19 protein-coding genes and 4 tRNA genes are annotated in these 25,693 nt (G+C 58.2%); 2 read left to right on the plus strand and 21 right to left on the minus strand.

Annotated features, from left to right (window positions below):
• Positions 1-65: 65 nt before the first annotated feature.
• The 13 genes from KTF55_RS01335 to KTF55_RS01395 all read right to left on the minus strand — a co-directional run bounded on the left by KTF55_RS01335 (position 66) and on the right by KTF55_RS01395 (position 16,931).
• Positions 66-1,049: a DMT family transporter gene (locus tag KTF55_RS01335; protein ID WP_217107541.1), complete on the minus strand. Its 984-nt coding sequence runs from the start codon at positions 1,047-1,049 to the stop codon at positions 66-68.
• Between the two features lie 249 nt (positions 1,050-1,298).
• Positions 1,299-3,488 carry a YhgE/Pip domain-containing protein gene (locus tag KTF55_RS01340; protein ID WP_217107540.1) on the minus strand — a complete coding sequence of 730 codons (2,190 nt, stop codon included), beginning with the start codon at positions 3,486-3,488 and terminating at the stop codon, positions 1,299-1,301.
• Positions 3,489-6,254 (minus strand): YhgE/Pip domain-containing protein, encoded by a 2,766-nt coding sequence (locus KTF55_RS01345; protein ID WP_226790434.1) that lies wholly within the window; start codon positions 6,252-6,254, stop codon positions 3,489-3,491.
• Between the two features lie 491 nt (positions 6,255-6,745).
• A complete protein-coding gene (gene htpG / locus KTF55_RS01350) occupies positions 6,746-8,770 on the minus strand; it encodes a molecular chaperone HtpG (protein WP_217107538.1) in 2,025 nt (674 codons plus the stop codon).
• A gap of 200 nt (positions 8,771-8,970) precedes the next feature.
• A complete protein-coding gene (locus tag KTF55_RS01355; RefSeq protein ID WP_217107537.1) occupies positions 8,971-9,471 on the minus strand; it encodes a GNAT family N-acetyltransferase in 501 nt (166 codons plus the stop codon).
• A gap of 39 nt (positions 9,472-9,510) precedes the next feature.
• A complete protein-coding gene (locus KTF55_RS01360; RefSeq protein ID WP_022094060.1) occupies positions 9,511-10,161 on the minus strand; it encodes a tyrosine-protein phosphatase in 651 nt (216 codons plus the stop codon).
• A gap of 17 nt (positions 10,162-10,178) precedes the next feature.
• A complete protein-coding gene (locus tag KTF55_RS01365) occupies positions 10,179-10,916 on the minus strand; it encodes a CpsD/CapB family tyrosine-protein kinase (RefSeq protein WP_055309657.1) in 738 nt (245 codons plus the stop codon).
• A 2-nt stretch (positions 10,917-10,918) separates the two neighbouring features.
• Entirely contained in the window at positions 10,919-11,575 is a 657-nt protein-coding gene (locus tag KTF55_RS01370) for a YveK family protein (protein ID WP_022094058.1), read from the minus strand.
• 195 nt (positions 11,576-11,770) lie between these two features.
• Positions 11,771-13,195, minus strand: coding sequence for an ATP-binding protein (locus KTF55_RS01375; protein ID WP_226790435.1), 1,425 nt, complete (start codon positions 13,193-13,195; stop codon positions 11,771-11,773).
• Positions 13,196-13,198: 3 nt separating this feature from the next.
• On the minus strand, positions 13,199-13,927 hold the full coding sequence (locus KTF55_RS01380; protein WP_050766101.1) for a response regulator transcription factor: 729 nt from the start codon (positions 13,925-13,927) through the stop codon (positions 13,199-13,201).
• A gap of 64 nt (positions 13,928-13,991) precedes the next feature.
• Positions 13,992-14,867: a phosphate ABC transporter ATP-binding protein PstB gene (pstB, locus tag KTF55_RS01385; RefSeq protein ID WP_217107536.1), complete on the minus strand. Its 876-nt coding sequence runs from the start codon at positions 14,865-14,867 to the stop codon at positions 13,992-13,994.
• Between the two features lie 103 nt (positions 14,868-14,970).
• Positions 14,971-16,209, minus strand: a complete 1,239-nt coding sequence (locus KTF55_RS01390; RefSeq protein ID WP_217107535.1) for a sensor histidine kinase KdpD — start codon at positions 16,207-16,209, stop codon at positions 14,971-14,973.
• 26 nt (positions 16,210-16,235) lie between these two features.
• Positions 16,236-16,931 carry a response regulator transcription factor gene (locus KTF55_RS01395; RefSeq protein WP_195362018.1) on the minus strand — a complete coding sequence of 232 codons (696 nt, stop codon included), beginning with the start codon at positions 16,929-16,931 and terminating at the stop codon, positions 16,236-16,238.
• A 197-nt stretch (positions 16,932-17,128) separates the two neighbouring features.
• Between KTF55_RS01395 and KTF55_RS01400 the strand changes: the two genes are divergently transcribed.
• Positions 17,129-18,469: a D-alanyl-D-alanine carboxypeptidase family protein gene (locus KTF55_RS01400; RefSeq protein ID WP_217107534.1), complete on the plus strand. Its 1,341-nt coding sequence runs from the start codon at positions 17,129-17,131 to the stop codon at positions 18,467-18,469.
• A 130-nt stretch (positions 18,470-18,599) separates the two neighbouring features.
• Here the strand turns inward: KTF55_RS01400 and KTF55_RS01405 are convergent.
• The 7 genes from KTF55_RS01405 to serS all read right to left on the minus strand — a co-directional run bounded on the left by KTF55_RS01405 (position 18,600) and on the right by serS (position 24,424).
• A tRNA-Ser gene (locus KTF55_RS01405) sits at positions 18,600-18,690 on the minus strand.
• 92 nt (positions 18,691-18,782) lie between these two features.
• Positions 18,783-21,224: a lipopolysaccharide assembly protein LapB gene (locus tag KTF55_RS01410; protein ID WP_217107533.1), complete on the minus strand. Its 2,442-nt coding sequence runs from the start codon at positions 21,222-21,224 to the stop codon at positions 18,783-18,785.
• 353 nt (positions 21,225-21,577) lie between these two features.
• A tRNA-Arg gene (locus tag KTF55_RS01415) sits at positions 21,578-21,654 on the minus strand.
• 158 nt (positions 21,655-21,812) lie between these two features.
• A tRNA-Arg gene (locus tag KTF55_RS01420) sits at positions 21,813-21,889 on the minus strand.
• Between the two features lie 546 nt (positions 21,890-22,435).
• Positions 22,436-22,512: transfer RNA gene (locus KTF55_RS01425), tRNA-Arg, on the minus strand.
• A gap of 77 nt (positions 22,513-22,589) precedes the next feature.
• The gene (locus KTF55_RS01430; protein ID WP_117583806.1) at positions 22,590-22,967 is read right to left on the minus strand and encodes a hypothetical protein; all 378 of its coding nucleotides are present in this window, start codon (positions 22,965-22,967) and stop codon (positions 22,590-22,592) included.
• Positions 22,968-23,140: 173 nt separating this feature from the next.
• Positions 23,141-24,424: a serine--tRNA ligase gene (gene serS / locus KTF55_RS01435; RefSeq protein WP_217107525.1), complete on the minus strand. Its 1,284-nt coding sequence runs from the start codon at positions 24,422-24,424 to the stop codon at positions 23,141-23,143.
• Positions 24,425-24,535: 111 nt separating this feature from the next.
• Between serS and KTF55_RS01440 the strand changes: the two genes are divergently transcribed.
• Positions 24,536-24,709 carry a DUF6724 family protein gene (locus KTF55_RS01440; RefSeq protein ID WP_006235069.1) on the plus strand — a complete coding sequence of 58 codons (174 nt, stop codon included), beginning with the start codon at positions 24,536-24,538 and terminating at the stop codon, positions 24,707-24,709.
• A 157-nt stretch (positions 24,710-24,866) separates the two neighbouring features.
• Here the strand turns inward: KTF55_RS01440 and proC are convergent, their stop codons facing one another.
• A complete protein-coding gene (proC, locus tag KTF55_RS01445) occupies positions 24,867-25,637 on the minus strand; it encodes a pyrroline-5-carboxylate reductase (protein ID WP_217107524.1) in 771 nt (256 codons plus the stop codon).
• Positions 25,638-25,693 lie beyond the last annotated feature (56 nt).

The raw sequence follows: 25,693 nt of genomic DNA on the forward strand, positions 1-25,693 counted from the left end.
GCAAGGTACTACTTTAAGGGCGACGCATAAAAAATGCCGCCCCGGGAGACGGCGCAACAAATTGTTTACAATTGCAGACGCGGCTTTCGACGCAAAAAATCGAAATGCGTCTCGCTCAAGATAATCGAAAGAAAGATGAGCGCGAAGCCGGCGAGCAGGCGCGAGGTGAGCGCCTCCCCCATCAGCAGCACCGAGAACAGCACACCCGAAGGCGACTCCATCGAAAGGAGCAGCGAGCCCGTCGAGGCCGGGACATGCGCCAGGCCGACGTTTTGGATGAGCAGAGCCACACATGTGCAGCCCACCGAGAGAAACGCCATCACACTGATAAAGCTCGGCGTCCAAACGGACAGCGGCGCTTGGGTCTCGAATAGCAGCGACGAGATCAGGCTCAGCACGCCGTTGCCCACAAACATCCAAAACGTGATGACGTTGATGTCCATCTTGCGGCCATACTTGGCGGTCACCGCCATCTGGATGGCAAAGAAGACCGCACCGCCCAGTGTGATGACATCGCCGACATTGAACTCGACGCTATCGAGCGCCACCAGACCAATGCCCGCCAGGCACAGCAACGCGGCGCCCAAGTTGTAACGGGTAAGCTTTTCGCCGCTTAGGACGTAGCTCGCAAACGGCACGAGGATGCAATAGGTACCCGTCAAAAATGCACTCTTGCCCGCCGTGGTCTGTGCCAGGCCAATCGTCTGCAAACCGTACGCGCCCCACATAAGTGCGCCCATACCAAGCCCGACGATAAGGTTGCGGGCATTAAAGTGCGCGATGATGCGTTTGTGGAAGATGGCGAACATAACCAGCGAAGCCGGAAGAAAACGAATATAGAGCAGTTCGAACACCGGAATGGTGTCGAGCGCATCTTTCATGGTGGTAAAGGAATAGCCCCAGATGACCGCCACCGATAGCAGCAAGACCTTCCAGAAGAACGGGGAACGCGCGCCGGCGCCGCGGGAGGTGCCGCCGGCGCCCAGGTCCTCCCGTGCGACAGGGCTATCGGGCATGTTTTCGATTTCGTTGGCAGCGTATTGGGCCATGGAACATCCTCACACTCAATCTTGGCGTGGTGTCCGCACGCGTATGGCTGCGTGCCGCCTCATGGTCAAATAAAAACGGGGCGCACCGGACCCCCGGCACGCCCCGCTACTGTAGCAACAACCAAGCAGCCCACGCAATTCACCGCGCTAAAGCGTCGGCAGAGTTTTGTTCCGCCGTTCTACCGAACGGCGGACCGGCCGACGCTGCGCGAGCCGCATTCACGCTGCGTCAGCGTTAACGCTGCCGCACTAAATCAGCTTTGTGGATTCCAGCTTTTCGATGATCCAGTCGTTGGCTTTGATGACCGGACGGCGGAAGACGACGCCCAGGGCCAGCGACGGAATCAGATAGCTCACCAGAATGCCCAGCTCAACCCAGTACTCCATATGGTAGGCGCCAGCCATGGCGGCATGCATGGCGTTAATGCCATGGGTAAACGGCAGGAACGGATAGATCGCCTGGAACACGGGGCCGGTCATCTCGATGGGGAACGTGCCGCCCGAACCGCCGACCTGCATGACCAGCAGCACAACGGCGAGCGCCTTGCCGATATCGCCAAACGAAACCGTAAGCGTGTAGACGATATTGGAGAACACGAGACTCGCGACCCAGCCCGCCAGCACAAACTGCAGCGGGTCGTCGCACTGGATGCCGAAGAACAGGATGTCGCCCGCGCACACGAGCGTTGCCTGCAGCAGGGCCAGACCGCCAAAGAACAGGTAGCGGCCCAGGTAGATCTCGTGCAGGCGCACGGGGATGAGCTCGTTGATGAGCTCATCGTCAACCGAGACCTTCATCATGGCCGCCAGCACGATCGAGCCGACCCATAGCGACAGAATCGTGTAAAACGGTGCCATGGCCGAACCGTAGTTGCGAATCGGATAGACCGGCTTGCGATCGAGCGCGACGGGGCCGGAAAGCGACACGGCCAGACCCTCGGGATCATTGCCGATCATCGTCTTGATCGTAGCGAGGTCATCCGACATCAAGGCGCCGTCGAGCTCGTCCTTAAACGCGCTGATCTTGTCCGACGCCTCGCCCAGCTGATCAGAAGCCTTGTTGACCAGCTTTGCAGCCTTGGAGAGGCCCTTTGCCAGCGAACCGGATGCGTCGGTCAGGCCGCCTACGGCGCTATCCAGGTCGCCCGAGATGCCATCAAGCGAGTCCAGAATGCCCGAAACCGTCTTCTTGAGCTCCTTGGCCTTAACCGAGAACGTGGAATCGTAATCGGATTTGGCACCCGCGATGCCGGCCTTGGCATCAGCGATGGCCTGATCGACCTCGGCACGCGAGTTGTTGACCTCGGCCATGCTATCGGAGAGAGACTTCGCGGTAGCCGCCAGATCCTTGGCATTGTTGCGGTACTCAACGGCGATTCTGCCCAGCGACGTCGCGGCGGACTTGAGGCCGTCCTTCAAATTCTCATCGCTCACCTGGTCGGCAAGGCTGCGGAGCTGATCGGCCATCGCATCGATATCCTTGGCGCGCGCATTGAGGGCCGCAGCGGCATCGTTGAGTTGGGACACCGTAAGGTCGACATGCTGGTTTGCGGTGTCGAACGCCTTCGCGAGCTCGGCAGACACATTGTCGAACGAACCCGCACTTCCATCGATTGCGGCATCGATGGCACCGTTTGCCGCCTTAAGCGCTTCTTTGGAATCATCGATGCCGCTTTTGGCATGTTCCATGAGCTGCTTTGTCGACTCATCGACGGCACCGGTCTGCTTGAGCATGCCGCTCGCCGACGTCAGCGAATCGGACGTGGAGCTCAAAATGCCCGCAAGCGACGTTGCGCTGGCCTGAACGTCCTGCAGGTCCTGGACCGAATCGCCGAGCGTCGAGGACAGGTTGGCGATAAAGTTGCTGACCTGGTCGGTGCTCATGTAATCGAGCAGGCTGGACACCGTCTTAAGACCGATGCTCGTAATGGTCTCGGTAAAAGTTTCGTTAACCTGGCTTTGAACGGCGCTCGAACCCTTCTCGGTCACGATCTGCGCGATGGCGTTGGCCTTCTGGTTCTCGTAAAACTCGATATCGGCGTGCTTCACCTCAGTCGAGAAAAGCGTCATCATGTCGGCGCTAAACGTTTTAGGGATAACGACGGCAGCGTAGTACGCGCCCGACTTAACGCCCTCAATTGCCTTATCGCGGTCGTTGAGCACAACCCAGTCGAAGTTCTCGTTGCCGCGCAGGGTGGCGGTCACGTTTTCGCCCACGTTGACCTCGACGGGGATCAGATCGCTCTCGTAGCCCTCGTCGGTGTTGACCACGGCGATCTTAAGATTGCCGGTGTTGCCGTACGGATCCCAGCTGCCGGCGATGTTAAACCACGCGTACAGGCACGGTACGATAATGAGGCCCATCACGACAACCAAGCCGATGACGGAGCGAGACACGTTTTGGACATCGCGCTTAAACAGATGCAGGATGTTCTTCATTTATGCCTCACCTCCTTTGGAGTGCTTGCCGAGCGGGGTGGTATCTCCATCATTTGTGGCTGTGCTGTCGCTGTCCTGAGATTTATGGTTCGAGCCTATATGCGGCAAGCGGCCCATGGACTGATCGCCGCCCTTGGCACCACGCTCGCTGGCGTTGAGGCCAAACATGCGGCGGGCGGCAGGAATGGCGGCCGTATGCTCGCGCATCTCGCGACGCAGGTCCTCATCCGAAAGCGCCGAGATGCGCATCTGGGTATTGAGGCTCGCGCGGATATATTCGATATTGATAAGCCAGCCGCAGATGGCAATGACCGAGATAATCCAAATGACAAGCAGGATGATCTTGCCGTTATTGTCGATATCGAGAACCGTCGACAGAACAAAGAGCAGGACCTGAACGCCCACCACGGCGGCGAAACCGCCCTTGATGTAGTACGGGTAGCGATGTTCAAAGGCGACCGCATGATCGAGCAGTTCGCGACGGTACGAATCGGAATCGAGCATGACGCGCATGGCCGTGCGCAGCGAGTAGCGCTGGCGCGGCAGGTCATTGGACTCGCAGATCATCATACCGGTCGTGGAAAGCTGTTTATCAAAGAGCAGGTTGAGGTTGAGCAGCAACGGACGCAGCTGCAAGCCAATAAAGAGTGCAATGGCAAGGAATACGCCCAAGATGCACAGGTTGAACAGGTAGTTGAACGAGTACATGCCGCCGACCGTCTCGCGCAGCAGATTGATGCCGTAGGTAAAGGGCAGCAGCGGATGCAGCCATTGGAAGAAGCCGGGCATCATCTCGATGGGATACATGCCCGACGAACCCGGGATCTGCACGATGACAAGAATGACGCCAATCGCCTTGCCGATATGCTTAAACGTGGTGGACAGCGCATAGATGATGTTGACGTACGTAAACGAGATGGCGATGCCACCCAGCACGAACAGCAGCGGGTTGATGCACTGTACGCCAATCACCAGATCGCCCACCGTCACGATGATGGCCTGGAGCGCGCCCAAGATCACCAGGAGCATCCAACGGCCGAAGTAGCCCTGACGCGCCGTAAAGCTGCCAATGCCCTCGCGATCGACCTCGAGCTTGTAGATGGCGATGAGCACGTAACCGCCCACCCACAGCGCCAGATTGGTGTAGAAAGGAGCAATGCCCGAGCCGAAGCTCTTGACCGGATATATTGACTTTGAGGTCAGCTCGACCGGAGATGCCATGAAGTCTGCAACGTCATTGACATCGACGCCCGTCAGATCAGACAGCTCGCCCATAGACTCGGAGGTCTGCAGCGCCGCGATGTCGTTGGCGGCGGTTGCGAGCTTGTCCTGGACCTTGGCAAGCGAGGCATCGGTCTGGGACAGCGTGGTCTTGGCCTGACCGAGCGTAGCGTTGAGTTGCGAAAGTGTACCACGCGCACTTGCAATAGTAGGCGTAAGGCCAGACACGATGCCCGTCAGATCACCCGAGACGGCGGCAAAGGAATCGAGCGCGCTCGAGGCCTTCGGCAGCGCGTTTTGACCCAGGTCCGTCTGGGCCTGGCCAAGGTTGGTCGCACCGGTCTGAATTGCGTTATTGATAGCGTCGCTGGCGCCCGAGACAGTCGCGGCGTCATTCGCCATGGCGCTCGACTGCGCAGACAGACCGTCCTTGATGCTCTGAAGCTTTTCATTCTGCTCGCGGAGCAAATCGATGGTCGATACAATGCGCGCGTCAATTTCCTTGGAACCTGTCGACGTGTCATTGACGAGAATTTCCAAGTGCCCGATAACGGCCTTATTGTGGTCAATCGTCGCTTGGAGAGACTCAAGCGAGTTGTCGATACGGGTAGTCGTAGATGTGACCGTGCCCGTCAGCTTGCCAATCGCAGCGTTCGCGGAGGCTGACGTCTTGGTGAGCGCAAGGCTGCCTTCCGAGAGCGCCTTGGAGAGCGAGGCGACAGAGTTGCCCGCCGTGGCGCGAGCCTCGCCCAGCAGGTCGTTGCCCTGGGAGATCGCCTGCGTCAGCGACGGCGCCTGACCCTGCAGACCGGCAAGTGCCGCATCTGCCGAGGCAATGGAACCACTCGTCTTATCGATGGCGGCATTCATGTCGCCAATCGAATCACGCACTTCGCCCAACGTATCGGAAGCCTCTGATACCGAACCGGCCAACGAATCCTGAGTCTGGGTTGCCTTGTCCTTTAAATCGACTCCGGCATCCTTGGCAATACTGGCAACGGTCTCGCCCACCGTGGAGGCAAATTCCGAGTTGATCTGCTCCTCGATGGTGTTTGCACCGGTGTCGGTAACCTTGGGCGCAATAGCGCTCTTCTTCTCATTGACGTAGTACGTAAGCTTGGGCTGATGGTAGTTGCCGTCGAGCATCGAAACCAGGTTATCCGAGAAGTTCTTGGGAATCACGATGGCCGCATAGTACTCCCCGCTCTCGACGCCCTCTTTGGCATCGGCCGACGAATCGACGAAGGTCCAGCCCAACTGATCGTTCTCCTTGAGCTGATCGACGACCTGGTCGCCCGCGTTGAGCTCGCCCACCAGGTCGTTCTGAGTGCCCTGGTCGTTGTTGGCGATAGCAATCTTGATGCCCTGGGTGTTTCCATACGGATCCCAGTTTGCCACGATGTTGTACCAGGCATACAGCGAGGGAATAACACACACGCCAAGGGTAACCACCAAGGCGACGGGGTTCACGAGCAATCGCTTGATGTCACGCTTAAAGATCGCAAAGGAGACCTTTGCGTTGGATAGTTTGCTGCCGAGACTCACGCTTGGACCATCCATCCTGTCGTTGAATCGAATCGTACTATCGACAACCATTGTAGTAGGCGCTTTAACGTCTCAAAGCACAATGGTGTTGAGTTTTGCGGGTAGCAATATACTACGAAGATGAGTTAACGTACAGTTGTACAGTATCCTAAATTTCAGCAGGTCACAAAACCACAACCCGCACAAATTAGCAATTCAAATAGTCATCGGGGACGTTCTTAAACGACTGGTCAAACAAGAACGCCCCCAACGACTAGTTTGGACCACGGTAACATCGATGTTTTAGCAATGCCAGCGAGCGGGCGCCAGAGCGAACAAATTGGCATGAAAAGAGGACGGCATAGACCTTCTGGTCATGCCGTCCTCTTTGAATGACAAGTTGTCGCTCTGGCGCCCGCGCAGCGTCGACTGGTCCGCCGTTCGTTAGAACGGCGGAACTGAGGGCAGCGTCGAGCCGTTACGCGGTTTGGTAAAACCGCGTAACTACCTAACTACATCAAGTTGCAAACAGCCGCCGCGAAGGCAACGGGGTCCTCGGGGAGGATGCCCTCGACCAGCAGGGCCTGATCGTAGAGCAGACCAGAGTACTGCTTGATCTTGTCGGCGTCGCCTGCCTTCTGGGCAGCGACAAGCTTGTCAAAGACCGGGTGCTTGGCGTTGAGCTCGAGCACGCGTTGGCTCTTGGGCATGCCGTCGGGCGCGCCCTCGGGTCCCTTCTGGAGCACCTTCTCCATCTCGAGCGAAAGTGGGCCCTCGGTGGTGATACAAGCGGGGGCATCGGTCAGGCGCGCGGAGACGGCGACTTTCTCGACCTTGTCACCGAGCGCCTCCTTCATAGCGCTAAAGAGGTCCTCGTTCTCCTTGGTGGCGTCCTCGGCCTCCTTCTTCTCGTCCTCGGTCGCCAGGTCAAGATCACCGGTCGCAACGTTCTTGAGCTCTAGATGACGATCCTCGACCTCGGGCTCGGCACCATCGGCAACTGCCTTCTCGGCAGCCTCGCGAGCAGCGTCATCCTCGTAGACCTTGGGCATATCGGCAGCCACGTACTCACGCATGGCCTGGAAGGTGAACTCATCCACGTCCTGCGTCAGCAGCAGTACATCGTAACCGCGGTCGAGCACGCCCTTCACGACGGGCATCTTGGTCAGGCGCTCGCGCGAATCGCCGGCGGCATAGTAGATTGCCTTCTGGCCCTCGGGCATGCCCTTGGCATACTCGGCAAGGGTGATCATCTTCTGCTCCTTGGCAGACCAGAACAGCAGCAAGTCGGCGAGCTCGTCGGCCTTCATGCCGTAGCTCGAGTAGATGCCGTACTTAAGACCGCGACCAAAGTTCTCAAAGAACTTCTCGTATGCCTCGCGGTCGTTGTCGCGCATGTCCTCGAGATCGGCGGTAATCTTCTTCTCGACACGCTTGGCAATGGCCTTGAGCTGACGGTTCTGCTGCAGCGTCTCACGCGAAATATTGAGCGTCACGTCGGCAGAGTCCACGACACCGCGCACAAAGTTGTAGTAGTCGGGCAGCAGGTCGTCGCACTTCTCCATAATCAGCACGTTGGAGCTATAGAGCGCCAGGCCCTTCTCGTAGTCCTTGCTGTACAGATCGAACGGGGCGCGACCCGGCACAAACAGCAGTGCATCGTACTCAAGTGTACCCTCGGCATGGAAGCTAATAGTGCGCGCGGGATCGTCAAAGTCGTGGAACGTGGACTTGTAGAACTCGTCGTAATCCTTCTGCTCAACGTCAGAGCTGCGCTTTTTCCAGATCGGCGTCATGGAGTTGATGGTCTCGAGCTCCTGATAGTCCTCGTACTCGGGCTTGTAGTCGTCGCCGGCGTCCTCAGGCTTGGGCTTCTGGCGGCTCTTGGTCACCATCATCTGAATCGGGTAGCGCACATAGTTGCTGTACTGCTGAATCAGGCTCTTGAGGCCCCACTCGGTCAGGAAGCGATCGTAGGTCTCGGCCTCGCCGTCGGCGTCGAGCTTCTCGTTCTCGCGCAGCGTCAGGATGACATCGGTACCGTGCTCAGCACGCTCGCCATCCTCGATGGTGTAGCCCTCAAGACCGTCGGACTCCCAAACGTGGGCGGCCTCCTCGCCGTAAGCGCGGCTGACGACCTTCACGTGGCTGGCGACCATAAAGGCGGAGTAGAAACCCACGCCAAACTGACCGATGATGTCGACATCGGAACCCTGTTGCTTGGCGTTCTCGGTCTTAAACTCCTCGGAGCCGGAATGGGCGATGGTGCCCAGGTTGCGCTCGAGCTCCTCGGCGGTCATGCCGATACCGTTATCCGAAATAGTGATGGTACGGGCATCCTTATCAAAGGAGACACGGATGGCCAGGTCGCCCTGGTCGAGTTTGACACTCGGATCCTGAAGGCTCTTAAAGTTGAGCTTGTCGACGGCATCGCTCGCGTTGGAGATAAGCTCGCGCAGGAAGATTTCCTTATTGGTGTAAATGGAGTTGATCATGAGGTCGAGCAGTTTTTTGCTCTCGGTCTTAAATTGACGCATGTGCAGTCCTTTCGCGCTACCCCTGCCCGCAAAAACGGCCCGGTTGCCCGAGCCGCATCGCAGACCTGCTATGTTCAGACTTAGATTTTATAACCTATTAGCGCGCATATATACATACGGAATCGAAAAACTGTATGTTGGAACACCCATGCGTCGATTGCCAAGGAGTGTCCCCAGCTGCCGGCAGAAAAGGAACGTCCCTATCTGTCGCCTAGCAGTTTGGCCATCCAGGCATGGGGCTGGCCTTCGTCCTCATAGTCCACCGGCGCAATCTGTGTGTAGCCCGCCTTGGTATAGAGCGGCAGCACGTACTCCTGTGCATGCAACTTTATGAGCTTGGCGCCGGCATCGCGCGCAGCAGCTTCGCTGGCTTCGACAATCTTGCTTGCCAGACCGCGACGGCGCATGGTGGACAGCACGGCGACGCGCCCCATAATATAGGTCTCCCCCGCTGCGACGCCTTCGTCCAAGTCGCACGCCGGCGAAACCGGAGCCTCTGCATCTGCCGCGCGCTCCAGTTCCTCGGGAAACACGCGCGAGCAGCCGGTGAGCTCGCCGTCCACGTACAGCGTCACGTGGATGCAAGTCTGCGCCTCATCGATAGCGTCGAATTCGCTCTCGTAGCCTTGCTCGTCCATAAAGACGGCGCGGCGCACCAGCGCCGCGTCCTCAAAGCAACCCGTCTTAAGTTGAATATCCATAGCCACCCCTTCATTCGACACGAACGTTAGGGACAGATTTTAGCGAAAATGAGCTCCGCGCACGCTAAACTTCGCGCGAGCCTTCGCCAGACAGTCGTAATGACCCACGTTATGGGCATCGCTCGCGATGAAGCTGTACAGGTTCTGATCGAACAGGCGCTGTGCCGGCTTTTTCTCGCGACCAAAGCGACCGCCGGCAATAAAGTCCGCCGAAGCCTGCAGCTTGCAGCCCATATCGACCAGGCGCTCCGCCACGCTTACATCCTTTTGAACCGCACGATAGCGCTCAGGATGAGCGATGATCACCTGGTAGCCACGGCACTGCAAATCGTAAATCGTGTTCTCGTACTCTCTAAACGCATACGCATCGGCATGCGTCGAAAGCTCGAGCAGAAACTCGTTGGTCCCATCGAAATGCAAGTGCTCCGCGGCATCGATACCAAGCTCAACGAGCTTTCGATGGTTGACCTCGAAGCCCATCTGGAGCGGAAAACCGTCAGCGTTATCGCGCAGCAGCTCAAAGGCATCCCACATCTTGTCGTAATCAAAATAGGGATCACGGCAGTGAGGAGTGCAAACAATTCTGGTTACACCAGCCCGCTTGGCAGCCTCGAGCATCGCCAAGCTCTCATCGAGATCGGCGGCGCCGTCGTCTACACCCGGCAAGATATGGCAATGAATGTCACGCATAGGTCAGCCTTAATCAACTAAACGTTTGCTCGGTTGGTGAAGATGCCCTTTTTGGAAGTCCCCTGATCGTCGGAGCCCTTCTTCACCTTCTTACCGTCCTTGGTGTAGTAGGAGTAGTAGTACTCGCTGGTCTCGGTCTCGCAGTAGTTCATAACGGTACCGATGAGCTTGACCTTCTCGGACTTTTTTAGCTGACCGATGGCGTTGAGCGCCTCCTCGCGCTTGGTGAAATCCTCACGCACCACGAACAGCGTGCCGTCGGTCAGGCTGGCAATCTCGGCAGCATCGATGAAGGTGCCGACCGGGGGAGCATCAAAGATGACGTACTGGAACTTGGCGGACAGCGCCTTTACCAGCTTGGCAAAGCGGTGAGAGACGATGATGTCGGCAGGATTGGGAATATGCGGCTCGGCATCGAGGAAGTAGAAGTTCTTCTGACCCGTCTCGACAATTGCCTGGTCAATGGAGATCTGCTCGGAAAGGACCGCATAGAGTCCGCCGCGCGAACGAACGCCGAGCATATCGGAAAGGGACCTGCGGCGCATATCGGCCTCGACCAGAAGCACGGACTTGCCGCTCGTGGCGATTGCCTGAGCAAGGTTAATGGAAACCGTAGACTTGCCCTCGTTGGGAATCGAGGAGGTAACGGTGATGGTGCGAATGGGGTCGTCCACGCTCGCAAAGCGGATGTTGGCCAGAAGGGTCTTGGCGGCATTCTGTACAACGAGTTTATCGGTGTTCTTTGCCTTAGCCATGCCTATTTACCACCTTTCATAGCCGGAATTCGGCCAACAACGGGAATGCCCAGGAGCTCTTCTGCCTCTTCGGCACCGCGGATGCGGGTGTTGAGCATGTCTGCCAAAACGACATAGGCAACTGCGATAAAGATGCCCGCGAGGAACGCGACAGCAACGTACAGCATACGCTTGGGACCGCTGGGGGCTTCGGGGGTCTTAGCCTCGTCGATAACGTTGATGCTCTGGGCAGCGCCGACGTTCTGAGCGACCGTACTCACCGAGCTGGCCATGGCCTTTGCGACCTTAGCCGTCTCCTTGGCATCGGTGCCGGTAACCGAAAGCGTAATGACACGCGTGGTGGTCTCGGAGGAAACAGACACCTTGTAGTCATCCAGATCGGTGAGGCCCAGTTCATTGGCTGCGCCGCTCTTAACGCTATCACTATCCAGCAGCGTGGCGATATCGTTGGAAAGCATCTGACTCGCCGAGAGATCGTTGTAGCTCATCTGACCGCTATCGTCGGTCTTGGCGAGAATGTACATGCTCGTCGTCGCGGTATAGGTGTTGTCCATCGCAACGAAGGACACGATGCCCATGGCGATCGCGCAGACCACCGGAAGGGTGATGACCAGCTGAAGGTGCTTCTTCAGCAGCTGGAACAGTTCGAGAAGGGTCATGCAGCTTGCCTTTCATTTCCCCAGTTCGGATTGACAAAACTGTCCGTATGTTATCGCATCTTTTTACCGAGACCAAACTCTATACATAAGAAACAGGCTCTCCTGTAAAAATGTCGGAAGCAATCGTAAAATTGTACAACAACGCCGCACCCGAAAGTCAAATGCGGCGTCTGCATCAATATCTATGTTGTATCGCTATGCGAATGGCTCGTCCTGCCGTATGGGAAACGTCACCGTAATGGTGGTTCCCACGCCCAACTCGCTCGACAAATCGAGCGTGGCGTGATGATACAGGGCCGCATGCTTGACAATTGCAAGCCCCAGACCGGTTCCGCCGCGCGCCTTGGACCTACTCTTGTCCACGCGATAGAACCGCTCAAATACCTTGCCCTGTTCTTCAGGCGCGATACCGATTCCCGTGTCGGCGACCGCAAGGAACGGATGGCCTTCGTCGTTGGTGCCGCACTGCAGCGTAACCGTACCGCCGGGTCGATTGTAGCGGATGGCGTTGCTTGCCAGATTATAGATGAGCTCGTCAATCAAGCGCGACACGCCCTCGATGACCACAGGCTTGGTCTCATGACTTATCGTCACATTCGCCTGACGGGCGACCTGTTCAAGACGCTGCTCGACCGCGTAGATGGCACGCGAGAGCTCAATAGGCTCCGTGGAACCAATGGGCACCGCCTCGCCCTCAGTTGCACGCTCGGCCTCGTCCAAGTTAGACAGCGTAAGGATATCGTTGACAAGCGCTGCCAAGCGGCCCGCCTCACGATAGATGCGACCGCCAAAGTTGCGCAGGTCGCCCTCGCCCTCGACCATGCCGTTTGCGATGAGCTCGGCATAGCCCGAAATCGCCGTAAGCGGCGTCTTGAGCTCATGGGTGATATTCGCCGTGAACTCGCGGCGCATACGGTCGTTGTCCGCTAGCACCGCCATTTGGCGCTTGAGTTCCTGGCGCTGCGACTCGATACGCTCAAGCATGGGGACCATCTCGGCATAGGCGTGCTCATAGCTACGGCGTGGGTGGTCCAAATCCACCTCTTGCAACGGCGCGATGATGGCACGGGACTCGCGGCGCGCCATAAAAAACGAGAGTACCGCACCCGCTGCTGCGATAAGCAGCATCGGCGCCACCATCGACAGCAAAATCGCCGCAACGCCAGGCTGGGCCTGCGCCAAGCGGACAACCTGGCCGTTATCAAGGGCGACGGCGCGATACAGCATAATCTCGTCGAGCGTAGAGCTTGCGCGCTCCGCGGAACCCGAACCACTCTCAAAGGCCTCGATGACCTCGGGGCGATCGCCATGGTTGGGCAGTGTGGAAGGCGACGCCTCGTTGTCGTAGGCAACCGATCCATCCTTGTTAATCAGCGTGATGCGCAAGTCCTCTCGATCGAGGCTACGCAAGAACGGGATGGGCTCCTGCTGCTCGTCGAGGGCGGCAGCAATGAGCTCGGTTTCTTGCGCCAGATTGGCACTCGTGGCATCCGCCAAGGTGTTTTGCACAAAGAACGCACCCAGCACCGTAAACGCCACGATAACCGCCATGGCGCAGACAAAGATCGTCACAAAAACGCGGTGCGACAGCGTATGTTTTCCCTGGGGGGCGAAGACCACGGGTTACTCCTCCGATGCGGTGGCCGCGGTGTCGTCACCTTCGGCACCATCACCGGCAGAAGGCTCGGCCAAGCGGTAGCCCACGCCGCGCACGGTCTCGATGGCGCTGGCATGCTCGCCCAGTTTTTGGCGAAGCGTCTGCACGTGCACGTCAACGGTGCGCGAACCGCCGTCGAAGTCCCAGCCCCACACGCTCTGCAGCAACGACTCGCGGGTAAAGACCACGCCGGGCTTGCGCATGAGGTACTCGAGCAGGTCGAACTCGCGCAGGGTGAGCTTAAGCGACTCGCCGGCAACGGTCACCTCACGATGGCTGGGCGAGAGCACAATGTCGCCCACGCTGAGCACATCGCTTGCCTGTTTGACCATGCCGCCGCGACGCAGCAGTGCGCGGCAGCGGCTGGCGAGCTCCATGAGCGAAAACGGCTTAGTCAGGTAATCGTCGGCACCGCCATCGAGCGCCATCACCTTGTCGAGCTCGGTATCCTTGGCGGTAAGCATCATGATGGGCACCGTCGCCGTCAGGCGATCGGCACGCAGTCGACGCATAATCGCCAAGCCATCGGTATCGGGCAGCATGATGTCGAGCAGGACGGCATCGGGTACCCGTCGCGCCACGGCAGCCTTAAACTCACCGTCGCACGAAAAGCCTTCGGCCTCAATCCCCTGCTTGCGCAGCGCATAGACCGTCAAATCCCTGATGTTGTCATCGTCCTCGACGTAATAGATCATGTTGAACCCCTTTGCGGCCGGCATGACCGCATCTTAACCCTAAAGGTACCTTTACTAGATGGTATCAGCCAAAACGCCCCGTCAAATAATCCGCCGTGCGCGGATCGGTCGGATTCTTGAAGAGTTGCGCGGTGGGCGCGTGCTCCACCAGCTCACCCAGCAAAAAGAATGCGACCGAATCGGAGATACGCGCCGCCTGCTGCATATTGTGCGTAACGACCACGAGCGTGCAGGTCTCTTTGAGCTCGCAGGCCAGCTGCTCCACCACCAGCGTCGACACAGGGTCGAGTGCCGAGGTCGGCTCGTCCATCAGCAGAATGTCGGGCTGCACGGCAAGTGCGCGGGCGATGCACAGACGCTGCTGCTGGCCGCCCGAAAGACTCAGACCCGACTCTTTGAGCTTGTCCTTGGCCTCGTCCCACAGGGCGGCGCGTCGCAGGGAATCCTCGACCAGCCCATCCAGCACAGCGCGATCGCGCACGCCCATGCCGCGCGGCCCATAGGCGACGTTGTCGTAGATGCTCATGGGAAACGGGTTGGGGCGCTGGAACACCATGCCCACGCGCTGGCGCAAACGGCAGATGTCGTAATCGCCCAGGATATCTTGACCATCGAGCGCAATCTTGCCCTCGATGCGGCAATCCTTGATGCCGTCGTTCATGCGGTTAAAGCAGCGCAGCAACGTGGACTTTCCGCAGCCCGAAGGCCCGATGAACGAGGTGATCTGCTTGTCGCGGATCTTGATATTCACGTCCTTGAGCGCATGATGGTCGCCATAGAACAGGTCGAGGCCCTCGACATCGATGCGCGTCGGCGAGGCGGCAAGATCCTCTGCCGTGGGGCGAGTCGCATCCCCAACCTCGCGCTCGTGCGCGGCCTCGGCCTGCGCTTTCATGAGTTCTTCAAGCTCCGTGGGCTCCACAGCCGCAGCAGCCGTCATACCGCATACCTCCACATCGATATCAATTCAGCAGTATCGATAGTAGGAATCGCGGCTCATATGCACGTGAGCGCATTGTCAAGTGTTTGTAAGGGCACACTGGCTATGCGGCGGGCAGCTCGATGGTGAATATCGTGTGTTCGGGCGTCGATTCACATGCAACGGTACCGCCGTGCGCGCATACGATCTCCTTGGCGATGGCAAGCCCCAGTCCAGCGCCGCCGCGATTGGTCGCACGCGCCGCATCCAGGCGATAGAACTTCTCAAAGATCACCTTGAGCTTTGCCTCAGGGATGGGATCGCCCTGATTGATAAAGCGCACGCGCACGCCACCGCCGTCCCGGCGTCTGGCCTCGATCGTGATGGTCGAGCCCTCATAGCTATAGGCAACGGCGTTTTTCATGATGTTGTTGAACACGCGAGCCATCTTGTCGCCATCCACGAGCACCGTCAGGTCCTCGCGAATATCAACTTGGGCTTCCTTATGCTGCTCGTTGAGGATGGGATAGAACTCGTCAGCCACCTGAGCCAGCAGCAACCCCAGATCAACATAGCCGCGCGTGAGCACGATATCGTGGAAGTCAAAGCGCGTGATATCGAAGAACTCTTCGATGAGTGCATCGAGCCGGTGTGCCTTGTCGAGAGCCACGCCCGTAAAGTGCGCACGTTGCTCAACCGGCAGCTCAGGAGCCTCTTGCAGCAGCGAAAGATAGCCCACCACACTGGCAAGCGGGGTGCGTAGGTCATGTGCCAAGTACGTGACCAAATCGTCCTTGCGATGCGACTCGTCACGCAGAGCTTGCTGCACCTTGCGCTCACGGTCACGCACGCGGTTAAGGGCGCCCTCGACCTCCAAGAAGTCGCCGTCAATGTTGTCCCAGGTGTCGGGGTGATCGATCAGGCGATCTTGAATACGAGCGGCCAGCACACAATCGGCATGCTGCTCGCCCTGTTCGTAGCCCTGGTAGTACAGGGCGCGGCCGCACAAGAACAGCACGCACGCGGCAAGCGCCAGCACAAAGCCAAGCATGTTGAATACAAAGCCGGCATCGAACAGCACCGGCCCTTCGATGCCGCCGAGCGCCATGGCGCCAATCGCCAACGTCATGGCCCACGCGGCGCCGCCAATCACCATGCAGCGGCGCACGATCTCAAATCGATCGATCAGCAAAAAGCCGACAAGCAGCACCGCCAAGATTCCAGCGATGTTGTCGATGCCAATCAGCAGCAGGCTCAGCAAAAAGAGCAGCACCGTTGCAAGCGCGCGGTTGTCGACGACCGACCTCACGTATTCAAAGAGCCGATCGGGCACCTCGAACGCTTGTCTATCGTCTTTTGTCATATCAAGATCCTCACAAGCGAAAAGCGTTATTCGATTATGTAGCCGACGCCCCAGACGTTTTTGATAAAGCGCGGCTTTTGTGCGTCGTCGCCAATCTTTTCGCGCAAGTGGCGAATGTGCACCATCACCGTATTGTTGGAGCCGGGCATAAAATCCTCGTTCCACACCGCACGGAACAGGTCCTCCACGGCCACCACGCTGCCGCGATGCTCGACCAGATACAGCAAGATTGAATACTCGGTGGGTGTGAGGCGTACCGGTGCACCGTCCACCGTCACGGAACGAGCGTCGCGGTTGATCTCCAAGCCGTCGAGCTGAATGGTCGGCGACTCGGCCGCCTGTGCACGGCTACCGTAGCTGGTGTAGCGGCGAAGCTGAGCGTGCACGCGCGCGACGAGCTCCAGCGGACGAAACGGCTTAACCACGTAATCGTCCGCGCCAAGCGAAAGGCCCTCGATCTTGTCTTGCTGGGCATCGCGCGCCGTCAGCATGATCACAGGATAGGTATGGCTGGAACGGATCGTACGCAGCAGCTCAAACCCATCGATATCGGGCAGCATGACATCCAGCAGCGCCAGATCGAACTCCTGCTCCAAGATTGCCTTGGCAGCATCGGCCCCGCTATAGGCAATCTGGACGTCAAAGCCTTCTTTTGTAAGGTAGATGCCCACTAGGTCGGCAATGGCCTTCTCGTCATCAACTACCAGTATGCGCTCGTTCATGCGTGCTCCTCTCGCGCTCCATTATGCCCGAGGGGGCGCCCGTCACACACAACAAGCGTGGGTGATTAAGTCGGCCTTAAGCACCCTTGTGCCCGTTCGGGCGCGGATGTGGGTCACGCACGCACGCGATGATCGCCGACGCCGGCAAACGATATACTCTAGTTTCAGAAGAGACCATCCCGTCGAAAGCGAAATCCGTGAAGTCCCTCACCTCTTTTGCAAAGCGCTCAGCCCAACTTGCCGCCGGCTTTGTCTGCGCTATCGCCCTTGCCGCTGGCGTGCCCACCGTCGCCGGCGCCCAAGTGCTCACGACCGACAATGTTTGCGGCAAAACCGCCGATGTGCGCGGTATCACGGCCGAAAACCTGCCCGATATCGATGCGACCAATGCCCTCGTCATGGGCAAAGACGGCACCGTCTACTATGCCCGCGACGCCGATGAGCAGGTCAAGATTGCCTCGATCACCAAGGTCATGACCGCAATCCTAACCGTCGAGAATTGCAAGATGGACGAGAAGGTCACAGTGAGCAACGCCGCGGCCACCGTGGGTAATTCGACCGCCGGCTTGCTCGAAGGCGACGAGCTTACCGTGGAGCAGGCACTGCGCGGCCTGATGATTCCCTCGGGCAACGACGCCGCCATCGTGCTCGCCGAATATGTGGGCAAGAAGATCGACCCTAAGACCAAAGACGCCGAGGCCACATTTGTGAAGGCCATGAACGAGCGCGCTAAGAAGCTCGGCTGCACCGGTACGCTTTTTGAAAACCCGCATGGTCTGGACTTTGATGAGTGGGCTGGCGATATGCACTCAACCGCACACGACGTAGCGCTGATGATGCAGGAGGCCATGAAAAACGACACGATCCGCGAGGTCGTAGCGAGCGAGGATTCCTGGATCGAGGTCACGGGCGCCGACGGCACCGACCATTCGCATTCCATGGACACGCATAACTATTTGCTGGGTCAAGATGGCAACATCGGTGGCAAGACCGGCACCACCGACGACGCGGGCTATTGCTTTACGAGCGCCTACAACCGCGACGGCGACGAGATCTACACCGTTATTTTGAACTCCACCACCACCGATCAGCGCTTTACCGATACCGCCACCCTTGCCAATTGGTACTACGGTCACAAGGTGACGGTCGCAATCGCCAACACGCAGGAAAAGACCGCCAACGGCAACCCGCTTATGGCACGCATTAGCCAGACAGATTGGACGGACAAGACGATCGACGCCACGCTCGCCGACCCCACCGCACAGGCAACGGTGTTCTCACTCGCCGGCGAAGTGACCGAAAAAGTTAGCTACGATGACCTTTCGGGCACGGTACATGTTGGCGACAAGGTGGGTAGCGTCACGCTCAAGCAGGACGGCACCAAGATCGCCGTCATGGACCTGGTTGCCGACGAGGAAGGCGCAGGGCCGAATCCCATTGAATGGCTCCTTGTGAAGCTTGATCGCTTGGGCCGTCGCATCGACAACCGCCCACTCACGGCAGAAAGCGAGACCGTCGCCAAGGCGCCCGAGGTGTAGGGCGCAAGAATAATAAGTCCACTGAAAGGAGGCGTCCGAAAGGATGCCTCCTTTTTTGAGGTTCGAATCCCCAGCCGCCATTCTTGATAATAAAAAGGGCCCCAAATGGGACCCTTCTTCAAATTCGTACTGGCGGAGAGCTGGGGATTCGAACCCCAGATGCCCTTTTGGGGCATACTCGCTTAGCAGGCGAGCACCTTCGGCCTCTCGGTCAGCTCTCCGTAACAGCCGTTCTATAGTAACCAAACAGCCAAGGATGAGCAAGAGGAAATTTTCTAATTGCCTAGCAGCCTTTCCTTCTTGAAAGCTTCGCCTACCCCAGCGAGCGGTTGAGGGAGCCGAGCTCGTCGTTGCCCATGGTGCGCCACATTTGGAAGATACAACCGCGCGCCAGGAAAAAGAAACCGTTATCGACCAGTTGCACAGCGGCATCTGCCAGCTGATTCGTCACGGCGGACACTGGCGGCAGCTCTAGTCCAGCCTTGTGGATGGTCTCGACCGCTTCCTCGAACGTCGGAGGCTCGCTGACGCCCATCTCGTTCATAAGGCCCTGCATTTCTTCCAGCGCGCTGCTGCCCGACTCCTCGCCGCGCGGCACCAGACGGTAACAAGCCAGCGCCAGGTCGAGCTGATCGCAATTCCAATAGGCAAACGCCAAGCGATAGAACAGGTAGCCGATTGCAGAACGATCGCTGGCAATACGTAGGCCGTGGCGCGCCACCTCGATAATCTCGTCAAAGCGCTCCAGACGCGCAAGCACGTTGATGAGCGCAAAGTGCGACTGCATGGACGAGCGCGCCAGATCGTAAAGATGGCGCACCTCGGGCAGTGCTCGTTCAAAGTCCTCTTGCTCGGCGTAAAAGCTGCAGATCTCGTGTTGGGCAAAGTACAGCGCATCGGGCGCACGAAGGATTCGCACAGAGCGGTCTTCTTCCAACACCGGTAGCACCATGCGCACCAGCTGGTTATCGCAAAACTGCGTTTGAACCGGACCTGTCGCCAAAAGCTCGGCGACGGCGCACTTAGCCTCCAACTCCTCAACAAGACGAGAAAAGCCTTCAAAAGCACCTGTACGGTCGACTTTTGCCTGCTCGCGCAATTCAACAACACGGGCCACGTATGGGTCGTCGTCCTCTTCCATGACCTCCAGCTCGTCAGCCGTATCGGCAAGCAGCAGATCGCGCAGCGCCGGCGGCAGCATGCGATGGTCATCACGCGGACGAGCATGAACCTCCGCAGGTTCAATCGTCTCCGGAGCGGTTGACTCATATGCCTCAAGCACACGCTTGCACGGCATATCGTCCATGTCCATGCTTTCAAGATCCTTGGCGACAGGCACGCAATCGGCCAGATAGGCCGCGCGCCCAAAGAAATACGTTGCAACAACGCGCTCGCCCTGCTCACTGTCGGGAGCAGCAATCTGCACATAGCAGCGCGTGATGCAGGTGCCCGCGGCAAAACACGCTGCCGCAAGCGTGAGTGCCACGCGCGCATCGTGCTCCGCGGCCCAGATCGCACGCGCGTCCTCGTCCAACTCGCGCCAGGCGTCATCTTGAGCGTCGTATTCACGTTGCGGCATGGCATCAACGACAGACTGCCCAAACCGAACGAGCATGATCCCTTCGGCAACGTTTGCCCGATAGGTATAGTCGAGCCGCGTGACCACGTTAAGTGCCTCGACAATACGCGCGAAGCGGGTACGCACATCCCACTCACCGCCCGGCTGGCAAGCCACCGTACCCGGTTTGCCCCACGGGTTATCGCTCGAGGCCGTATCAAGCAGTCGGGGAACATCGTTGGTCGTCTTGGCGATATGCCACGCATCAAAGAGCGCGCAGCCCTCAAGGCTCGGCGAGGATGCCGCAGGGACCAATCCGGCCCCGATGTGCTCAAGGATGCCGGAGAGACGGTTAAGACGGCACTCGATGGCAAGCAGCATGTCAATCTCGTCCTGGTCCAGCAGGCTGCGATCAAAATTGAGATAGAAAAGCTTTGAGCGATCGATGCGAGCCAGGCTCATCTCGGACTTAGCGGCGATGGTGCGCAAGCGAGGCAAGTCAATTTCACTCATAAGGGCGGCGGCATAGCGCTCGATACCGCTCGGATTCTCGGCATGGTCAACGCGGTAGAGCAGCGTCTCGATAGCGTCAGGTAGCGGTGTCGTGTTAAAGCCCAAAAACACCTCGACCGGCTCGGGCAACTTTACGAGCTTGATCTTGTCGACAACGTTTTGCATACCCTCGTCGAGTCCGTCGGCGTCCGCCGTGCTCGCAATGGTATTTTCGGAGTCAGCGAATATCACGTAGCGCAGGAACATCGATGCCATGAACTCACCGTAAGGAAGGGAGCGGGTCGAATTCCATGTCTCGTGATCGGACTGTTCGCGCATGGGACCTTCGGGAGAGCCGACGGTTCGCGCGCACGCGCGCATCGTGCCGTTTGCTCCCCTCACCATAATCTCACCAATACCGGAGTCCGACTCGTCAAGGACCAGTTCCATGTCGGGATCGTTGGGCAGCGGAGCCTCGCTGACGGGGCGGTCCACCTTGTACACCTCACCCGAAACGCTTACGTAGCCCAAAAGCGACACATGGCTTTTGCCAACGAATTCGACGACATAACAAGATTCATGCTGATCCTCGCCAAAGAGTTTCCAGACCACGCCATATGAGCGTCCCGCAGGCTGCTCGGGCATCGCCGGAAAGCGCTTCTTGGGATCGAGAAACCTGAGCTTGTATGTCGGACGCTCTGCCACGGAATATCACCCTGATCGGTCGCTTGAAGAAGGAGTGGTCGCGAATAAGTCGCGACATCTACTCGGAATCTTACACGAGTCGACAGGAAATCGTCCCTTTGGACGAAAGCACTCAAGCTGGCGCAAAAGAAAAGCCCCCGTTGCCGGGAGCTTTAATCGCAAATGGTGCGGCGTATAGGATTCCGCGCATCCGCTGCGCGGATCCGCACCGGCTTCGCCCGCCTGCCGGCGTGCTCGCCCGCGGGCTAAAAACGCTCCGCGTTTTCTTTACGCCCGCGCCTCGACCGAGGTTCGAATCAATGCGGTGTTTACGTAAAAGAAAAGCCCCCGTCGCCGGGAGCTTTAAAGTCAATTGGTGCGGCGTATAGGATTCGAACCTATGACGTTCTGATTCGTAGTCAGACCCTCTATCCAGCTGAGGTAACGCCGCGACTTGTTGATTATTATGCACAGGGACTGAATAATGGTCAAGCATTTTTTCAAAAAAAGTTATCGAATTTGATTTTTAATCATTTGGAGGGCTTGGCGCGATCTTCGACGCATCGCGATATAAGAAAAGCCCCCGTCGCCGGGAGCTTTAAAGTCAATTGGTGCGGCGTATAGGATTCGAACCTATGACGTTCTGATTCGTAGTCAGACCCTCTATCCAGCTGAGGTAACGCCGCAACGCACGGATTATTATGCACGTGACCCCTCGATGGGTCAAGCGACAATTTGGAAAAATTTTACGAAGTGATGATTAAGACGCCCGCGCCTCGACCGAGGTTCGAATCCATGCGGTGCTTACGTAAAAGAAAAGCCCCCGTTGCCGGAGGCTTTCAATTTCAATTGGTGCGGCGTATAGGATTCCGCGCATCCGCTTCGCGGATCCGCATCGGCTTCACCCGCCTGCCGGCGCGCTCGCCCGCGGGCTAAAAACGCTCCGCGTTTTCTTGACGCCCGCGCCTCGACCGAGGTTCGAATCCATGTGGTGTTGCCATAAAAGAAAAGCCCCCGTTGCCGGAGGCTTTCAATTTCAATTGGTGCGGCGTATAGGATTCCGCGCATCCGCTTCGCGGATCCGCATCGGCTTCACCCGCCTGCCGGCGCGCTCGCCCGCGGGCTAAAAACGCTCCGCGTTTTCTTGACGCCCGCGCCTCGACCGAGGTTCGAATCCATGTGGTGTTGCCATAAAAGAAAAGCCCCCGTTGCCGGAGGCTTTCAATTTCAATTGGTGCGGCGTATAGGATTCGAACCTATGACGTTCTGATTCGTAGTCAGACCCTCTATCCAGCTGAGGTAACGCCGCAGCGCAAGACATATAAAACCACTTTAGCTTATTGGAGTCAAGCACAATCTCAAACTTTTTTGTGGAACGCAGTTTTGTCATGCTGCTCCGCATATACCGTCGTTCCCCGTACGATCGATTGGCTTTTCGATCACGTCAAACTTAGCATCAAGTTCCCTCAGGAGCGATCTCACCCGCTGGGCACAATCATAATCGGCAAACGAGATGCTCAGCATGCGAGCAACCTGGTTAGATGTCCGGACCCCATAGAAGTGCTCCAGGGCCACAAGCCCCTCGTGCGCCACAAACGTCTCAACCACATGCGGCGACTCCTCGTAGCACCATTGGGTCAACGGACCCTCGCTCGTCTGTCGAACCACCAGGCCACCCATGCCAGACGGCTCACACGTTACAAGCAGGTACTCCCCGCCCTCGTCGCTCTCAAACAAAACCACCCGATCATCAAACAACTCCATCGCATCCCCTTTCTCTCGCTCTTATCTAGTAAAAGCATAGCAGGTAGATGACTGTATACAGAACAGTTGTTCGTGTATTATCTATTGAGCTGTCCGCACGGCATGGTATGGACCTGCGCACGAAATAGGGCGCCCCCGAAGGAGCGCCCTTGCATATCGCCTATGCAGCCAAGTTACGCGACCGGCTCAATCTTCTCGAGGCCGCCCATGTAGGGACGCAGGACCTCGGGGATCGTGATGGTGCCGTCGGCGTTCTGGTAGTTCTCCAGAATGGCAGCCATGGTACGACCAGCCGGCAGGCCGGAACCGTTAAGGGTGTGCAGGTAGCGCGAACCCTTGAAGTTATCGGGGTCGCGATACTTGATGTTGGCGCGGCGAGCCTGGAAGTCACCGCAGTTGGAGCAGGAGCTGATCTCCTTGTAGGCGTTGTAGCTCGGCAGCCAGACCTCGACGTCGTAGGTCTGACGGGCAGAGAAGCCCAGGTCGCCGGTGCACAGGCTAATCACGCGATACGGAAGACCCAGCTGCTGCAGCAGGTACTCGGCCTCGGCGGTCATGCTCTCGAGCTCCTCGTCGGACTCCTCCGGCTTAGCGAACTTGACCATCTCGACCTTGTCGAACTCGTGCTGACGGATGATGCCGCGGGTGTCGCGACCGGCGGAACCGGCCTCCTCGCGGAAGCAGGGAGTGAAGGCGGTGTAGCGGCGCGGCAGGGTGTCGGCGTCGAGAACCTCGCCGGCGTGCAGGTTGGTGAGCACGACCTCGGCGGTGGGGATCAGGAAGTTGTCGCCCGAGACGTGATAGGCGTCGTCCTCAAACTTGGGCAGCTGGCCCGTACCGAACATGGTCTGACGCTTGACGACGATAGGCGGCCACCACTCCTTGAAGCCACGGCTCGTGTGCGTGTCCAGGAAGAAGTTGATAAGGGCGCGCTCCAAGCGGGCGCCGGCGCCACCGAGAACGGTGAAGCGGCTGCCGGAGAGCTTGTTGCCGCGCTCGAAGTCGAGGATGTCCAGATCGGTGCCCAGGTCCCAGTGCGGCTTAAAGTCGAAGTCGAACTCGCGCGGGGTGCCCCAGCGGCGGCGCTCGATGTTCTCGTCCTCGTCCTTGCCGTACGGCGTGGCCTCGCAGGGAATGTTGGGCAGGTGAGCCATGAAGTCGTACTGCTCCTGCTCGAGAGCAGTGCGGCGCTCGGCCAGACCGTCAATCTTCTCGTTGACGGCGCGCACGGCCTCCTTGGCGGCCTCGGCCTCGTCCTTCTTGCCCTCCTTCATCAGGGCGCCGATCTTCTTGGACTCGGCGTTGCGCGTGGCTTGAAGTTCCTCGACCTCGGTGATGACGGCACGACGCTCGTCGTCGAGCTCAAAGAACTTCTCGCGATCCCAAGACGTCTGGCGGTTAGCCATGGCGACATCGATGGCATCGGGGTTCTCGCGAACAAACTTGATATCAAGCATTAGATCCTCCGGCGATATACATTCCATTTAGGTTGCAACCTTGTACATGTATGGGCAAGTATATACTTATGAGCGTTTACGACCCAACTCAACTACGCAAGAAGGCACCCAATGGACGCAGTTTTTTCCTTTTTGTTTGGCACCCGCACCGGTTTTGCCATCCTTTTCGCCGGCGGCATCCTGCTGTTTGCGATTCTTGCCTTTGTAATGGAGAAGCGCACCCATAAGATGTATGTCGACCGCGGCCCCAAGTCCGAGGACGAAGAAGACAGCTTCTGGGACTAACTCGCCAAAAAGGGACAGGTTTATTTTGGTCGGTTTTATCTGGGCAAACGCAAGCGCCCCGCAACTGGAATTGAACCAGTTGCGGGGCGCTTTTCGCTAAAAGGACAAAACCGCAGGAAAAACCCGCCAAAATAAACCTGTCCCTAAATAGCAGGTTTTACTGGAGGGTTGCGTCGATTGCCTTGACCAGGGCGCTGCGCATGCCGGCGTCCTCGAGCGCAACGACGCCCTTGATGGTGGCACCACCGGGCGAGCATACGGCATCCTTCATCGCCGCAGGATGCTGGCCAGTTGCAAGCTGCAGCTTTGCCGTACCCAGCACCATCTGGCTCACAATGCGATAGGCATCCGCACGCGGGATACCGTGCTTGACCGCCGCATCGCCCAGGGCCTCGATTGCCATGGCGACAAACGCCGGAGCGCAACCACCCACCGTGCCGCCCACAAACAGTAGGCTCGTATCGAGCTCGACCACCGCACCGAGCTTGCCAAGCAGATCAAGCACCACTGCGCTCTGCTCATCACTAAGCGTGGAAGCCTTCTCGCAAGCGATGACACCCTCGCCCACCGAAACCGGCGTGTTGGGCACCGTCGAGATATGCGCGACGCCCGGCAGGACCTGCTCCCACTTGGCACTGTCCCAGGTCCAGGCAACCGACAGAACGACCTTTTTGGCAAGAGCATCCTTGAGCGGGGCGAAGACCTTCTCGATCATGTACGGCTTGACCGCAGCGACCACGATATCGGATGCGGAGACAACCTCGGCGGCATCGTGGCAAGCGGCCATGCCGCGCGCCTCGCAGCGCTCAACCAGTGCGTCGTAGCGACCCGCACAGGCGCACATGTCGCTCGCAGCTACACCGGCAGCGATCCAGCCATCGGCCATAGCGCTCGCCATATTGCCAAAACCGACAAATCCAATCTTCATATCTCATAGTCCTTTCAGACACATTCCTCAAAACGAAAGGTATTGTCCCACGCCAT

The organism is Collinsella sp. MSK.8.10 (assembly GCF_019041915.1).
Taxonomy (GTDB): domain Bacteria; phylum Actinomycetota; class Coriobacteriia; order Coriobacteriales; family Coriobacteriaceae; genus Collinsella.